This window comes from Ruegeria sp. AN6, from assembly GCF_056540425.1.
This window is the reverse complement of sequence record NZ_JBQFWR010000011.1, coordinates 110,630-124,647: the sequence shown is the minus strand read 5'-3', so window position 1 is coordinate 124,647 and position 14,018 is coordinate 110,630. Positions and strand designations below refer to the sequence as shown.

The following is a 14,018-nucleotide window of genomic DNA, read 5'->3' as shown; positions in this document are numbered from 1 at the left end:
TGCTTTGTCGTCACGCCGCATTTCTCGTTCCTGCCGATCATCCAACCGGATCCAGGTTGCGGTGCGCCCGTAAAAGCCGCCATCCGTTGTGTTCGCAGTAGTGGGGTCACGTGATCCGCGAAAGCAGCTCAAACACTGGCATCAGTTTGGCGAACTCGGCGGCTGTGAGTTCCGTCAGATTCGACTTCAAAACAAAGGCTGGGGTCTCGGTATCCATCCAAACTGCAAAGCCTTTGCGCCGCAACGCTTCCTCATGGGGATGATCTTTGTCAAATCCGGGCGGGATGCGCTTCAACTCCGGGTCACCGATCCTGAAACCCCGATTTCGCATCTCTAATGTGATCTGGGTTAACTCTGCGCCCAGAGGACCCGCCATCGCATCGCGGAAAGTGTCCAAAGCCCCTTTGTCGTACTGGAACACCCCACATCCGAGTGACAGCTTTTCTGGGGAAAGGCCAAAGAACCACATTGGCGGCTGAAGCGCCTGTCCTGCCGGTAGGAACGCAAGGTGCAGATGCGCGTTGTAGGGTGTCTTGTCTTTGGAAAACCGAACATCGCGATGAATCCGAAAGATTTTGCTGCTATGATCCTGCCCAGTCAAATCGCGTAGCGCCAACTCCATATCTTCGGCGAACAGCTTGCTGGGCGCCTTAATGTGAGTCTCATATGCCGCCTTGTTCGCTGCAAACCAGTCCTTGGTATTGTTGGCCTTCAGTTCTTGCAGGAAGCCCACTGCCTCGGCAGCAAAACAATCGAATTTGGCCATAAGATCCTCCGTTCAGTCTTTCTTGGGCAACGCCGCGGCATGTTCTGGGCATAGCTGCAGCCACCGTAGCAAGGCTGCGTCATCGCAATCTGATGCGTCGACGCGAACAAAACCGCCCAGCTTGCGGGTTCCGTGAATCACAGCGCGGGCTGTGGGTTCCTGCAATGCCGTGGGCTCGTTCACCTTTCCCACCCTAAACATGAACCGACCCACGCCATCCTGATGTCTGCGCGCACCACAAACCATGTTGCCATTCAAAAAGAAGCACAGGCCGCCCATCATCCGCTTTTCGGAAATGCCCACATGCGCGGCCAGAGGATCTCGCATCCGGGCGTTGAGTGTTTCATCCACTGGCATCAGCTGTAGATCCAAAGCTGCCAGAGGATTGCCAGCGCAAGCACCAACATGGCCAAGGTCGTCAGCGCCGCCCCTACCGCACGCCCCTTGCCATTCACCGAAGTGCTGAGGCTGAAATAGTGGACGAGGCGGGCAAGCAGCAGCACACCACCGCAGGCGGCGACCAGCCAGGATGGGGTTCCTGCGATTTCTGCCCCCGCCAGGGCAAGCAATGCAAGCGGCACGTATTCGATGAAGTTCCCATGCGCCCGCATCAGCCGCAGCAAGTTTTCATCCTCACCGTGAAGCAAAGAGATCCCGGTCTTGGTGCGACGCACACCAACGGCGATCGCCATCGGAATACTCATCAAAACAAAAATAGCAGTGACGACCAGCGCGATCTGCGGAAACTGTTCCATGTTATGCCTCCTTTTTGATTGCGCTTAGGACGCCATGCTCTCATATGTGATTAGCGCAAACCGTGCCCCTTGCGGGTCAGTCAGAGTGGCCATGCGACCGACCCCCGGCATATCCATAGCAGGCTGGACAATCGCGGCACCTTTGGCCTCAGCCTTGGCGACACTGGTGTCCACGTCAGCCACGGTAAAGAAAATCGTCCAGGTACCATTATCCTCTGGCACCGGGGAAAAGCCACCAATAGCGGTTTCGCCAACAACGGCGGCTGAATAGCTTGCTCCGTCCTGCATGGGCATGTCATTGATCGTCCAGCCCAGCACCTCTTGATAAAAGGCTTTGGCTTTGCCCTGATTGGGGCCGGAATGTCCGATCCAGCCGGAGTTTCCGACAGTGGTCATCTCAAGAATACTCATGTGCTTCTCCCTTGGTTACGCCCGCCACATACGGGTCTGATCCAAGGACGCGCGATATCCAGCGATCCCTACACGCCGCGTAATTTTTTTTGGCTAATCTCTATTTTTTCCGTGATCGCAACACGTTCGGGCGCGGTTGGGCCAAGATTCATTACCGTTTCAAAGGCGGCAATCGCCGCGTCGTGATCGCCGGTTTCCTGCAAAAGCCCTCCGCGCATTGCGTGGAACCAGCGATAGGTGGACAAATCCTGCGCCAGAGTCTCCATCGCCTTTAACGCATAATACGGGCCGTGCAGCTTGGCCTGAGCCGCAATCTGATTGAGACGGATGACAGGTGTTGGCTGCAATGCGTAGAGAGCAGCGTAGTGACTTTCGATCGACGCCCAGTCCGTGTCATCTACCGAATCCGCATGGGCATGTGTTGCGGCGATTGCAGCCTGTACGATGTAAACACCATGATGACCAGTCCGCTGAGCCTTTTGCAAAAGACCCGTCGCCTCGGCGATGTCCGAGCGATCCCAAAGGCTGCGATCCTGATCGTCCAACGCGACAAGTTTTCCGTCCGTGTCAATTCGCGCATGACGCCTAGCGTGTTGAAACAGCAACAATGCCAGTAGTGCAGTTTGTTCCCCCATCGCAGGAAACAGCACCGACAGTAGACGTGCCAGGCGGATCGCCTCTTCACACAAGGTAAGCTTGATCTGATTTGGACCCTTTGAGGTTGACCACCCTTCGCTGAACATCAGGTAGACCATCAAGGAAACTTCACCCAAACGTGCACCCCGCTCAGCCGGGCTGGGTGTTTCGAAGGCAACCGGATTGCTCGCAATCTTCTTTTTTGCACGGGTGATCCGCTGTTCCATAGTTTTTGGCCTGATCAGAAATCCGCTCGCGATATCGTCTACGCTCAGCCCCAAAACCACGCGCAAGGCAATGGCAATCTGGTCCCGCCGGTCGAGTTCCGGATGGCAGCAAATGAATAGCAGTCGCAATACATCATCGCGCATTTCGTCAGGGTCCGGTGTTTCGGCGGGCATCAACTGAAATTCCTCACTGTGACGCGCCAGAATTGCCGCACGACGCTGTGATTTGCGCACATGATCAAGGCCCGAGTTGCGAGCGGTCGTCAGCAGCCAAGCTAACGGGTCGCGAGGTGGTCCGTCTTTGGACCAGACCGTCAGCGCCTTCAGGCAAGCTTCGGCAAATGCCTCTTCTGCCGTGTCGATATCCCGGAACAATCGGGTCAGGGCCGCAAGCGCGCGCGGTCGGTGCAGAGTAATTGTAGCCTCAAGCCAGTCTGACATGACCTATTCCGACGAGATTACGCCGCCCGCCCAGGCAACCGGGCGCACCTCTAGCCGTGCGACAGGGGATGAGATCATCTTTGCGTATTCCAACGCTTCATCAAGGTCTTTGAAATCAGCGGCATAGAACCCAAGGAAATTCTCTTTTGTCTCCGCAAACGGACCGTCGGTGATCAGGGGAGCCGTGCCTTCGGTCGTAGCTGGCTCGACCATAACAGCAGAGGTTGGCGGCATCAGTTTCATCGACACGAACTCGCCCAGGTCCGTTAATGCCGATTGCAGCGCGCTGTGTCCCGACATCACCTCCTCCTGGCGATCTTTGGGCAGCGCTTCGAACACGCCCGGCTCCCCATAAATCGTGATTGCGTATATCATTTTCGCCTCCATGCATCAGTCCCATGGTGCAAGGACGCGCGAGGACATGCAAATCCGACAACCGGTCCACAATGCATGGTCGCAAGATAGCCAGTTGGAACACCGAGAGGCTAATCGAATGCTAGGTGGGTTCCCAAAGCTCAATTGGGTTTCCCTCTGGATCATTGAGCCACGCGAATTTGCCATTCGGATATGGCGATTCCGGATCTCGGCGGACGTCGACACCATTGGATTCGAGCTGCGCGATCATTTTCTCAATGTCACGAACACGAAAATTCAGCATAAATGCCTTTTCTTGGTTCCCGAAATACTCTGTCACTTTTTCAAACGGGGCGAATACAGTCTCGCCTGCTTCCTGCGTCCAACACGGTGTTTCATAGTCGTTTGGTACGAGATCAATGCCCAAATTGTCACGATACCATGCTGCCAAAGTAGCAGGCTCGTCTGCCCTGAAGAAAAACCCGCCAAAGCCCAGTACTTTTTCCATCTTCGATTTCTAACCAGGAGACGCTATCGGAAAAGACTACTCCAATATGTGGGATTTGATAAGCGCGGCCCCTAAGAGACATTCGTCGCCCACCCGCGATGCTGCGGGCGCAGCCCGCTTTGCGGACCTACGCTGCGACTGCGAAAGCGGGTGCCAGTGGAACTGTCACAACAAGCACAAAGCCTATGATCAAAGGATGTGACCACTCAGTTATGGATGGTCTAATACCACGCCGGTCGTTATGCAGAGGAAGGGAGGTAAATTTGGAGCGACAGCTTGCAGCAATTCTGGTCGCCGATATGGTCGGCTATACTCGTCGCATGGAGCGAGACGAAGCTGGAACGCTTGATGCGTTGACCGCTCACTTAGAAGGTACCGTTGTACCTCTGATCAATCGTCACCACGGACGGATTGTCAAACTTATGGGTGATGGCATTTTGGCTAGCTTCATTAGTGCTGCAGACGCGGTTTCTTGCGCCGTTGAATGGCAACAATCACCCATGGAAGAGCCAGACCCGTTGCTTTTCCGCATTGGCATCAATCTTGGTGATATCCTCATGCAAGAGGATGATGTCTTCGGCTCTGGTGTTAACCTTGCCTCGCGTTTAGAGCAACTTGCCCCGCCAGGAGGTGTGCTCGTTTCGGACGCTGTCTATCGCGTGGTTGGCAACCGCATTTCGGTCGTGTGGGAGGATGCGGGCACACATACCATCAAGAACATTGCCGAGCCCGTTAGGGCCTGGCGCATTGGGGGAGCGGAGCAAGCACAGTCTGACGCGAAGCCAGCAGCTACACCCCATAAAGCTACCATCGCAGTCTTACCACTGCACAGTTTGAGTGACGACCCGGAGCAGGCATTCTTCAGCGATGGCATCGCAGAAGACATTATCACCGGATTGTCTCGATTTCGTACTCTTCAGGTTGTCTCCAGAAACGCATCTTTCCGTTTCAAAACACAGGAAACCGATCCGGCAGAGATCGCAGCAGAAGTGGGAGCCGATTATCTCGTAATAGGCAGCGTTCGAAAGGCCGGTAGTCGGGTAAGAATTTCTGTACAGCTCGCGGAAGCCAGTACTGGCTCGCAGCTATGGTCAGAACGATATGATCGCGAGTTGGAAGACATCCTGTCCGTTCAGGACGAGGTGGCCCGCAACATCGTTGCGGTCCTTCCGGGACGTGTTCAACACAACGTTGCCGACCGATCATCGCAAAAACCAGCAGATGAGATGAAGGCCTATGAGCTGATGCTTCGAAGCAAAGCTCTTCGAGATGGCCTAAATGCCAGGGATACGGCTAAAGCACGAGCTTTGCTGGAACGGGCCATTGCGCTCGATCCGTCCATCGCTCGGTCTTACATGTACCTCTCAGACACCTATGTTATCGATCTTTGGCTGGGATTGGCGGGCTCTGACGCTTCCGATCACATCCTGCATATCGCCCGCAAGGGTGCTGCACTGGACAACCGGGACGTCTACATTCAAGACCAACTGGGTTTTGCTTATCTCTGCGCAGGCCTCTGGGACGAAGCAAATGCACAGTTCGAAAAGACTTTATCGCAGATCGAAAACGAAGCGGAGTCCATGGCGTGGTGCGGTTATGCTTTTCTATTGCTGGGGAGGCACGAAAAAGCGAGAGAGGTCGTATCGGAAGCAATGCGATTAGATCCGTTGCATCCCCCTTCGATCGATTGGATCATGGGGCAGATAGAATTCTTTTGCGGAAACTACGAGGAAGCAATCGGCTTTTTGATGGGAGAGGCTCGGCTCAACTCGTTAGCTGCGGCATTCGTGGCAGCATCTTACGCGCATCTTGGTCGACAATCTGAGGCGGCGGCTGCATTGCAGGAATTTATCGCGGAGCGCCATGACGAATTTGGGAGTCGAGGCATCGAAGTGCCCAAAGATAATCTCTCCACTCTTGCGCGTGGTTATGAATCTATGTGGCGGTGTCGAGACGATTTCGAAGTTCTGGCGACCGGTCTGCACAAAGCTGGTTTGCCCGTCTGACTCACTTAATCAAAGGTCCGTGTAAGGCGTTATGCCAATCGTTCTCGGCGTCTGAGATTCCGGAATCTTGCCGTTCAACCCTGCTCATTCTGTTAGGATCATTTCGCTTTGCTAGCAATAATCGGAGCAACTCTTTGACTTTTTCGCACAAGGGGCCCGCACTTTTGACTCCTGAGGCCGGGACTTCACGATGTGATACAAAATCACGAGAATAGGCGTACTTCATGGATCTCTCCTTTAGTAGTCATGCACCTACTTTCTTAAAAATCTTGACATCCAACAAACGCCGTTTCTTGACACCCATTGTTCCAAAAAGTCACAATCGATCATGCCAAGAAACTTACCTCCCCTAAATCCGCTGCGTGCCTTTGAGGCAGCTGGGAGGTTGGGTAGCTTTACCCGTGCAGCGGAGGAATTGAACGTATCGCACCCCGCAATTTCCCGCCACATACGCGGGTTGGAAAAGCGATTGAACGTGCATCTTTTCCGGGCGCATAAATCTGGTGTTGCCCTCACCGAACAGGGACAAATCTACTTGGGACAGATCACGCCTGCTCTTGACCAAATTGCCATCGCAACTGACGCTCTGACGTCTGCGCCCAAAGGTGTTGTTACCATGACAACAGAGAGCGCCGTCGCGCAAAAATGGTTGGTGCCACGGCTACCACGACTGAAAGCCGCGCATCCAGAGATAGACCTACGTCTTTCGATCACAACAGAGGTCATGGATATTGAGGCGCACGATTTCGATCTGGGCCTAAGATATCTTCGCACCCACCCAGACGAAGGGTGCGACCTGTTGTTTCCATCTCTGGTCAGAGCTTTTGCCGCGCCAAACTTTGCGCCAATTATAGGTTCCGAGACTGACCTTAAAGTTCTGGCTACGGGCCCATTGATTGAAGAGGCAACATTCTGTCTTTGGCCAGAATGGTTCTCGAAATCTGGTTTAAAAGAGGTTCCTACTCTTGATCTGCCTCATCCGTTAGGAGCACTCCTGTCAATCCAATCGGCCGTGGCCGGCTTGGGGGCGGTTCTGATGGACAAGCACCTTTGTCAAACAGAAGTTGAGACGGGTGCGTTGGTGCGCCTTAACGACGTAGAAATTCCCTTTGGAGGATATTACCTCGCCACCAACCAGCGCGCGGGACGGCGGCGAGCCGTCCGTGTTGTTCGAGAGTGGTTGCAACAGGAGGCGCAATCGCCTGAAGGTGTGGCTACTGCTTAATTTTGCGATGCGCAGAATCAAACCGAGCGCACCGGTCGGTCCGCCTTGAATCCCTAATCGACCTCAGAGACAACGAAGTGTCTTTTGATTTGATTGCTCGTTAGCGGCGGGCTCCGCAGCGAAACCTGCCAAACGCAGCGAGCTGCACGTGCTTATTCAAGGATCAGCGTGACGTAATCTGCTGATATACCGTGTTCACCCAATATCTCTTCCGAGTCTCGGTATGAAACACCGCACCGAACACAAAAGAACACTGAGACAGGATCACGGCCTTCGGGTATTGCGCGCCTTTTTGCGAGATCATGAGCTGACATTCGGCCTGACACTTAATTGTATCATGAGCTCACTACATCCATGCCCGACATAGTAGTTCGTGGAATTGGTTGTGTAACATTTTGGTCGGGTGAGCTTTCCATGGTAAGCAACGAACGTCAGGTCAGAACCAAAACATACCGCTAAAATAAATCGAAACGCACCGGGTTTCTGGCCCAGTACACTCTTGCCGCTAGCAAGAGCCGTTCTTTCGGATCCTCCAGTGCGGCGTAGGGTATGGGCACTCTGTTCAAAGCAGTTGCGTTTTCCAGCGATTTTAGAGTCTGCGCGCCGACCTGGCCGTCTACTTTGATACTTTCACCTAATTCGTTCAGTGCCATCTGGAGAGCACGGTCCAAGGCCTCGCGTGGTACATTGTCCAACTGCGATTGTGCCTGGGCGGCTGCTTCAGTATCTGCCAACAACGCTGCCTTTGCAGCTCTGAGGGCGGCGTCTGCCGGACCTTTTCCTGAAACCTGACCGTCGAGGATGATATAAGCGCCGTTTGCCCCACCCCAAGCATCGCCCCTTGCAAGTGATACATCATACCACTCCAATGCTTCAGAGCGAGATCGGCCTTCAAGCTGGCCACGCAAGATCATCCGCGCGATGCTGGCCGGGGCAGTTGGGTGACCGCCTTCGGAGGCTGCCATGAAATATTGCAATGCCTTGTCATAGTCGACAGGGTTCCCGCCGAGGCCAAGCAGTGCGACATAGGCGAGGTTGTCGTAGCCATAGATGTCTTTTCGTAATTCAGACGCCCGGAGATATCGCATGCCTCTCTCCGGTATGTAATGCGCCGAGTCTTCCCGCAGGAAATACAGTCCAAGCTCGTTCATCGAAAATGTGTGTCCAAGTTCAACTGCACGCTCAAGAAGCTCAAACCCACGGCTCTTTTCCTGTTGGGTATCACCTTCTCGTAGCAGCTTTTTCCCAAGTCGGTGCATGGCGTACGGGTCTTGTTCCGCGGTGCCCTGTTCCAGCAGGCTGAGCGCTTGTTGAGGGTCATACGGAATTTTGGTTACACCACGGTCGATCCGTTCCGAGTCGAGCAGCATGGCCAAGGCAAATTTCGCCCGTATGTGGCCAGCTTGTGCCGCCGCAGATATATTGGCATGTGCATCTACCAGTTGACCGGCGGCCTGTTGCACCCGCCCAAGCTGATATCGAAAACGGGCATTACCAGGATATTCGGCGACAGCTGTGCCACACGCCTTCAGACCGGCCGGGATGTCCAGTTCGTTTGGAAGGCGAAATACACCGACACCATTGAGATCAAGTGCATCACCTGCTTCGATGTCGCATGCGTTAATGTCCAGCTGCAATGAGACGTCGACGCGTTTACGTTCCTGATCGGAGGTGACAACTTCAACGCTAAAACTGTCCCGAACGCCATTATTGCTAATCTCGACCGCACGGACATCTGAAATTTCAGGAGCATATGAAATCGAGGCGGTTTGCTGAGTATCTTCCAGCGCGATTACACCTTGTTCAGGGCGTTCGACAATCTGGACATCGGTGATTTCGGTCCCGAGCGCCTGCGACAACGTTTGGATCAGCGGAATGCTTTTGTCGAACTGCTGAACGAGGTCCAGCGACTGGCTGGTTTCGCTCGGTACGGCCTGGGGCTGCTGTTCAGCCTGGTATTGGGCCAGGTAAAAAGGTTTCACCAGCGTAGAGCTTTCCCACGGTATTTGGCGCCCACCCGTCGCTTGGTGGACACGTTCCCTGATGACCGGGAACAATTGTTGGATGTTGTCATATGGAGTGGCCCGTGCAGCTTCTAATACGGCTGAAGTATAGGGGCTGTTCTGGCCGATGTCGCCATCGCTGGCGACGGCACCGGGTGAGGTCGAATATGCGACTAGTGAATTCAAAGGCGTGCTAAAAACATCAAAGCCTGGTCGCGTTTCGAACAAGTTTGCATCAAGATCCGCTGCCAACCTGATATCGCTGAACGGATTGTCCCGGCATGAATCAAGGATCGCTACATGGGCTGAACTTCTGGCGGATAATGTGTCGATAATCCGGTCCAGTGTCATCGTGGCCAAAGGAACGTCGTAGATGCTTTCGAATTTTGCATCGACCGGTAACAGGTAGTTGCGTCGCCCAATCTGAATGCCATGGCCAGCATAATAAAATAGGACGTTGGCTGAATCAGGAATGTTTAGAACCGCAGTTCGAAGAAGCTCCTCGAATTCTCGCTTTTCAAGATTGTATCCGTCGTAAACCTTAAAGTTGAATTCCCGTAACAGAGCAGCAATGTCTTGCGCATCTTTTTGCGCATTCGCAAGGTCGACGACTTCGGAGTAATCCTGATTACCAATCACAATTGCAATCCGAGGCGCTTCAGTAATCTGCGCTGTGCTCTCAGAACTTGATTGCGCCCAAACAGAGTCGCTTGCCGCAGACAAAGCGACTGTGCCCCCGAAGAGCGCGCCTAGCAGACTACGCTTCAACATGTTTTATATCCCTGCGCTAGTTCCAGCTACCGCCGCCGCCGCCGCCGGTTCCACCGCCGCCGCCACTGCCGCCACCACTGCCGCCATCATTTCCTCCACCGCCATCATTTCCTCCACCGCTATCGCCACCTCCGTCGCCTTGGCGCTCTTCGCCGGAGATCAACGTGCTTTCGGTTGGTGCGGGAGCAGTTTGGACCACTGGGGCCGACACTTGGGTAGGTGTTGGCGAAGCCGCTGAAACAGGTTGTGTTGCGGGGCTTGATGGAACGGTTTGTGTCTCTGCAGTCCACGGCAGTTCGCATCCTGCCAAAATGAACGTACCCGACAATAGTATTGGCAGTGAAACTCGGGCCATAATAGCCTCCCAACTCTCTGAACTAATCAATTTCATCTCCAAGCTTACGCTTGGTAAACTCTCTCTGTCCATTGTTGTTTGCCACACAACCTAGGCCCAGACTGTAATCTGCATCACATCAGAAGTTATGTTGCAATCTTGCCGTGCGAACAGATCCGTGCTTTGCGGTGAAAACGAGTATCCGCGCACCTGCCAAGGCATAGGTTTGTGGCTGATACGAAACGTATCCATCGATGTGTGCCTCAACTAACTCTTATGGAAAAAGACGATGTCTACCGCTCGGTCGTAGTGATGAAGAAGTAAACCCATTCTCCTTTGAAGTTCGGGTTGCTTTTGCGTGCTTCGGCAATTCGTGATTTCAGGAAATTCAGATATCCCTCGGCAGGTTCAACCAACGGTCGATCGTCTTGATACAGCGGTTCCGACGCTGCGAAGGCGACAGCTATTTCCTGCCCATAAGGTGGCCCTATCGTAACAAAGAGGCCTGCGTCACCCGGTTCCGCTGCGCCGATCTGCAAAGCAGCCTTTGCAGGCGTCGGCGCCATTGGAGTTGACACGTTTGGCCTGAGGTGGATCACCTGACCTTCGGCATCGAAATAATCGACATAGACGAAAGCGTCGTAATCCGCCCCGGTCAGGTCCAATATCAGCTGCTGTCCTTTAACATAGTGAAATTCGCGCGCATGAATGTACTTTCCGATGAGAAGCGGATTGGTGATTTGATCTGTAGATTGCGGCAATCCGACATCCGCGATGCCACTGAGCGCACCACATTGTGGGCGAGGTAGGATGTGAAGCTTGTCGTCAACCCGTATGTTGTTTCCCATTTGTGCCTGAAGGGCTGTCAGTACAGGATTGCGCAATCCGTCTTCGGGGATATGACCGATGACCTGCAATGTGTTGGTGTCGGGTTGAAATTGAACTTGCAACCGCGCACACGGGATTTGCGCCAGCAGCCCATCGATTCCATCCCGCAGATTCTGAGCGCTATTCCCGGCGTCTTCGGGTCGCATGAAACTCTGGATCGCCGCCAGAGAGACAGGGTCGATCGGTTCATTGCCCGTGGTTGAAAACACCTCGGACGCGTTGGTGGAAGGGATATCAGGGACTGTCTGCTTTAGGGCGACGGGTTGGGGTCTCACAGGCTGGGCCAGTTCCTGTTTTGGAGGTTTGGGGGGCAAAGCCTGCTCTTGCGGTGAGCTTGAAAGGATCGGATTCGCCTGCAAAGTAGCTGGGACCAACCGAGATGGTGACACTGCTGCGGCTTGTAAGGGCTGAGGCGCGCCGGTGACTTGCTGTATCGGCTTGGCCAAATTTTCAAGCGGTGCCAGAGCATCCGGTTTCGCCTGGGTTGCCGCAAGCGTCTGCTGTGGGAGTTGCTTCGAAGCTGCGGTCGATTGATGTATCGCGCTTTGATCCAGCTGCGCCCCAATTGCATCCGTTGTCGGCGCAGCCTCGACTTCCGGTCGTGCTTCGATAGCCTCGCTTTGTTTGACCTGATGGGCGGACAATTGCATCCGGGTCTCGGGCACGGGCTGCTTCGTCACCGGGTCTGGCTCAACACTCCAAATCAGGGCCAGAGCGCCGCCGACATGAAGGGCAAGCGAGCAGACTAACCCAACCCCCCATATGAACGGCCCCTTGATCACCGTGCAGGCCCCGGAGGTGTCACCACCAGAACTACGTCGCGTGCACCCATCGCCTCGAATTGGGCGATCCGGGGCAGGATGTCGCGTAATGCAGCGTCGCGATGCGCGTTGATCCGGATCAGAATGTCTGGATCGGCCTCCAGTTGGGACTGAATGCGCTGATCAATGTCTTGCAGAAATACCTCTTCGCCGTCTAGCGCCATCGTCCCATCGGCCGCTACGGATAACGTGATGCCTCCCGCTGGCATGTCCGCCCCGGTCAGGGCCGTTGGTGGGGTTACATCAAACGGCGCAGTGGCGTCCATGCGGCCGATCAACATAAAAAAGACCAGCAGGAAGAACACCACATCGATCAGGGCGATGATCGTCTCGGGGTGATGGCGACGAGCAGGGCGAGATATCCTCACTGGCGGGCCTCCAGTCGGACCACGCGCATGTTCACGGCCCCAGCGCTTGTGACAATATCCATGACAGTTACAAGCGACTGTAGTCGAGCACCTCCGGTCGGCAGGATGATGACCTGAAGCGCAGGGTTCCGATTAAGGCGGACTGTCAGCAAGCTGATTAGTTCGTCCCGGGTGAAATCCTTACCTTGATGAAAGGGGGAACCGTCTGTTCCGATGCGAATAAGCAGTGTTTCGGATACAGTTTCGGTTTTGGCTGCCTGCGAGGGGACCGGGCGGTTGGACTGTGCCAGCGCCGGAATCATGTCTAGGTTCAGATAAGTCGACGTGACCATGAAGAACACCAGCAGGATCAACATTACGTCGATCATCGGAACCAGAGAGATCAATGGCCGGGTCGGCTTGCGTCTGTTCAGGCTGATATCGCTGTACATCGAAGCTTCCTTAATGCGCGCCGCGCTCCTCAAGCACCATCAGATTGCCAACAGCGTTCTCTATGGACTGCGCCCCTGCTTCGGCACGTCCGGACAGCAAAGAGGCGCCAATGGCAGCTGGAATGGCGACCAACAACCCGGCAGCGGTCGTCAACAGCGCCTGCCAGATACCACCCGCCAGGACCGAGGCGTTAGCCGCACCCTGCGCCAGCTCCAATTCCTGAAACGACTGAATCATTCCGGTCACCGTGCCTAAAAGCCCCAGCAAAGGTGAGATCATGGCGATCAATTCTAAAACGCGAATCCAGCTGTTCATTACGGCGAATTCCTGATTGCCGCGACGCGTCAGCTCGGCCATCAGGGCAGGTCCTTTGAAGCCATCGATAAGCGCTTGCATGGCATAGGCACAAACACGGTCCGCCGGTGATTTACCTGCGGCGACGGCCTGTTGCGCAGATTTTTTGTCTCCGACCGACCATTGGACAAATGCCGCGTCCCGAGCGGGCCCTCCAGCGCGTACCGGCGCGAGCCTGATAACCTTGACCACGATCACTGTCAGCGACAGCAAGGACAGTAGGCCAAGAAGGACGATGATTGGGCCTCCGGTGCCCAGATTTTCCAACCCCGGCATTGCTTATTGCGCCAGATTCGCTGTTGTCTTGCTGTCCAACGCTAATAGCGGGAAGCAATCCACAGGGTTTTCGTTCTGAGGTTTGCACGCGGGCAGGTCGTGTAAAAGCACCTCGGAAATATCTGAGCAATCAATCTCGGGAATCTCAAAGAGCTTTAGAACGGTCCGTTGTACCGGTAGGGGGGCTGCGTCGATGGACAGCAAGCGATCGATCACTCCGTCGCCGTCGAGGATCGCCAGTGACATTTCAAATTCTTCAAAGCTGTTACCGGTCTGGTTGCGAAACAAAAAGAAAGCGCGGCAGCCCCCAGCCTCGCCAGTTTCAAACTTGTTCAACTCAATGGACAGTTTACCTTCGTCAGCCTGCGCCATCATGGCTGCAAGTGTCAGCGCAATGACTGCAAATATCCCTGTTTTCATTTTATTCCCGTTCTCGATTGCC

At 54.6% G+C, this 14,018-nt stretch carries 16 protein-coding genes and 1 pseudogene; 2 read left to right on the top strand and 15 right to left on the bottom strand.

What is annotated here, in order from left to right:
• Positions 1 to 106: 106 nt before the first annotated feature.
• The 7 genes from ACR0MQ_RS16750 to ACR0MQ_RS16720 form a co-directional block, all read right to left on the bottom strand.
• Positions 107 to 766 carry a DUF2461 domain-containing protein gene (locus ACR0MQ_RS16750; RefSeq protein WP_480609516.1) on the bottom strand — a complete coding sequence of 220 codons (660 nt, stop codon included), beginning with the start codon at positions 764 to 766 and terminating at the stop codon, positions 107 to 109.
• Positions 767 to 778: 12 nt separating this feature from the next.
• Complete coding sequence (locus tag ACR0MQ_RS16745) at positions 779 to 1,123, bottom strand: TfoX/Sxy family protein (protein WP_480609513.1); 345 nt, start codon at positions 1,121 to 1,123, stop codon at positions 779 to 781.
• Positions 1,123 to 1,521, bottom strand: coding sequence for an MAPEG family protein (locus ACR0MQ_RS16740; RefSeq protein ID WP_170543683.1), 399 nt, complete (start codon positions 1,519 to 1,521; stop codon positions 1,123 to 1,125). The genes ACR0MQ_RS16745 and ACR0MQ_RS16740 overlap by 1 nt, the downstream gene beginning before the upstream one ends.
• A 24-nt stretch (positions 1,522 to 1,545) precedes the next feature.
• On the bottom strand, positions 1,546 to 1,932 hold the full coding sequence (locus ACR0MQ_RS16735) for a VOC family protein (RefSeq protein ID WP_170775608.1): 387 nt from the start codon (positions 1,930 to 1,932) through the stop codon (positions 1,546 to 1,548).
• A gap of 68 nt (positions 1,933 to 2,000) precedes the next feature.
• On the bottom strand, positions 2,001 to 3,236 hold the full coding sequence (locus tag ACR0MQ_RS16730; protein ID WP_480609508.1) for an RNA polymerase sigma factor: 1,236 nt from the start codon (positions 3,234 to 3,236) through the stop codon (positions 2,001 to 2,003).
• 3 nt (positions 3,237 to 3,239) lie between these two features.
• The gene (locus ACR0MQ_RS16725) at positions 3,240 to 3,611 is read right to left on the bottom strand and encodes a YciI family protein (RefSeq protein ID WP_170775604.1); all 372 of its coding nucleotides are present in this window, start codon (positions 3,609 to 3,611) and stop codon (positions 3,240 to 3,242) included.
• Between the two features lie 121 nt (positions 3,612 to 3,732).
• Positions 3,733 to 4,098 (bottom strand): VOC family protein, encoded by a 366-nt coding sequence (locus tag ACR0MQ_RS16720; protein ID WP_170775602.1) that lies wholly within the window; start codon positions 4,096 to 4,098, stop codon positions 3,733 to 3,735.
• 263 nt (positions 4,099 to 4,361) lie between these two features.
• Between ACR0MQ_RS16720 and ACR0MQ_RS16715 the strand changes: the two genes are divergently transcribed.
• Together ACR0MQ_RS16715 and ACR0MQ_RS16710 are read left to right on the top strand one after the other, a co-directional pair.
• Positions 4,362 to 6,104, top strand: a complete 1,743-nt coding sequence (locus ACR0MQ_RS16715) for an adenylate/guanylate cyclase domain-containing protein (protein ID WP_480609504.1) — start codon at positions 4,362 to 4,364, stop codon at positions 6,102 to 6,104.
• Positions 6,105 to 6,432: 328 nt separating this feature from the next.
• Positions 6,433 to 7,329: a LysR substrate-binding domain-containing protein gene (locus ACR0MQ_RS16710; protein WP_480609501.1), complete on the top strand. Its 897-nt coding sequence runs from the start codon at positions 6,433 to 6,435 to the stop codon at positions 7,327 to 7,329.
• Between the two features lie 164 nt (positions 7,330 to 7,493).
• On the opposite strand, the pseudogene ACR0MQ_RS16705 reads toward ACR0MQ_RS16710, so the two are convergent.
• From ACR0MQ_RS16705 to ACR0MQ_RS16670, 8 genes and pseudogenes are all read right to left on the bottom strand, one after another.
• Positions 7,494 to 7,633: pseudogene (locus ACR0MQ_RS16705) on the bottom strand (IS6 family transposase); the annotation flags it as partial.
• A 151-nt stretch (positions 7,634 to 7,784) separates the two neighbouring features.
• A complete protein-coding gene (locus ACR0MQ_RS16700; protein ID WP_480609498.1) occupies positions 7,785 to 10,103 on the bottom strand; it encodes a caspase family protein in 2,319 nt (772 codons plus the stop codon).
• 16 nt (positions 10,104 to 10,119) lie between these two features.
• The gene (locus ACR0MQ_RS16695; RefSeq protein WP_480423537.1) at positions 10,120 to 10,458 is read right to left on the bottom strand and encodes a hypothetical protein; all 339 of its coding nucleotides are present in this window, start codon (positions 10,456 to 10,458) and stop codon (positions 10,120 to 10,122) included.
• A 272-nt stretch (positions 10,459 to 10,730) separates the two neighbouring features.
• Positions 10,731 to 12,107, bottom strand: a complete 1,377-nt coding sequence (locus ACR0MQ_RS16690; RefSeq protein WP_480609495.1) for a hypothetical protein — start codon at positions 12,105 to 12,107, stop codon at positions 10,731 to 10,733.
• Positions 12,104 to 12,514 carry an ExbD/TolR family protein gene (locus tag ACR0MQ_RS16685; protein WP_170472026.1) on the bottom strand — a complete coding sequence of 137 codons (411 nt, stop codon included), beginning with the start codon at positions 12,512 to 12,514 and terminating at the stop codon, positions 12,104 to 12,106. Before ACR0MQ_RS16685 ends, ACR0MQ_RS16690 begins: the two co-directional genes overlap by 4 nt.
• Positions 12,511 to 12,945 carry an ExbD/TolR family protein gene (locus tag ACR0MQ_RS16680; RefSeq protein ID WP_170775594.1) on the bottom strand — a complete coding sequence of 145 codons (435 nt, stop codon included), beginning with the start codon at positions 12,943 to 12,945 and terminating at the stop codon, positions 12,511 to 12,513. The genes ACR0MQ_RS16685 and ACR0MQ_RS16680 overlap by 4 nt, the downstream gene beginning before the upstream one ends.
• Positions 12,946 to 12,955: 10 nt before the next feature.
• Positions 12,956 to 13,576 carry a MotA/TolQ/ExbB proton channel family protein gene (locus ACR0MQ_RS16675; RefSeq protein WP_170472021.1) on the bottom strand — a complete coding sequence of 207 codons (621 nt, stop codon included), beginning with the start codon at positions 13,574 to 13,576 and terminating at the stop codon, positions 12,956 to 12,958.
• Positions 13,577 to 13,579: 3 nt separating this feature from the next.
• Complete coding sequence (locus ACR0MQ_RS16670; RefSeq protein ID WP_010443392.1) at positions 13,580 to 13,996, bottom strand: hypothetical protein; 417 nt, start codon at positions 13,994 to 13,996, stop codon at positions 13,580 to 13,582.
• Between the last annotated feature and the right edge of the window lie 22 nt (positions 13,997 to 14,018).

Excerpts from the sequence above, each read along its gene's own strand:
- ACR0MQ_RS16750 (WP_480609516.1), bottom strand. The coding sequence starts at position 766 with ATGGCCAAATTCGATTGTTTTGCTGCCGAGGCAGTGGGCTTCCTGCAA.
- ACR0MQ_RS16745 (WP_480609513.1), bottom strand. The coding sequence starts at position 1,123 with ATGCCAGTGGATGAAACACTCAACGCCCGGATGCGAGATCCTCTGGCC.
- ACR0MQ_RS16740 (WP_170543683.1), bottom strand. The coding sequence starts at position 1,521 with ATGGAACAGTTTCCGCAGATCGCGCTGGTCGTCACTGCTATTTTTGTT.
- ACR0MQ_RS16735 (WP_170775608.1), bottom strand. The coding sequence starts at position 1,932 with ATGAGTATTCTTGAGATGACCACTGTCGGAAACTCCGGCTGGATCGGA.
- ACR0MQ_RS16730 (WP_480609508.1), bottom strand. The coding sequence starts at position 3,236 with ATGTCAGACTGGCTTGAGGCTACAATTACTCTGCACCGACCGCGCGCG.
- ACR0MQ_RS16725 (WP_170775604.1), bottom strand. The coding sequence starts at position 3,611 with ATGATATACGCAATCACGATTTATGGGGAGCCGGGCGTGTTCGAAGCG.
- ACR0MQ_RS16720 (WP_170775602.1), bottom strand. The coding sequence starts at position 4,098 with ATGGAAAAAGTACTGGGCTTTGGCGGGTTTTTCTTCAGGGCAGACGAG.
- ACR0MQ_RS16710 (WP_480609501.1), top strand. The coding sequence starts at position 6,433 with ATGCCAAGAAACTTACCTCCCCTAAATCCGCTGCGTGCCTTTGAGGCA.
- ACR0MQ_RS16700 (WP_480609498.1), bottom strand. The coding sequence starts at position 10,103 with ATGTTGAAGCGTAGTCTGCTAGGCGCGCTCTTCGGGGGCACAGTCGCT.
- ACR0MQ_RS16695 (WP_480423537.1), bottom strand. The coding sequence starts at position 10,458 with ATGGCCCGAGTTTCACTGCCAATACTATTGTCGGGTACGTTCATTTTG.
- ACR0MQ_RS16680 (WP_170775594.1), bottom strand. The coding sequence starts at position 12,945 with ATGTACAGCGATATCAGCCTGAACAGACGCAAGCCGACCCGGCCATTG.
- ACR0MQ_RS16675 (WP_170472021.1), bottom strand. The coding sequence starts at position 13,576 with ATGCCGGGGTTGGAAAATCTGGGCACCGGAGGCCCAATCATCGTCCTT.
- ACR0MQ_RS16670 (WP_010443392.1), bottom strand. The coding sequence starts at position 13,996 with ATGAAAACAGGGATATTTGCAGTCATTGCGCTGACACTTGCAGCCATG.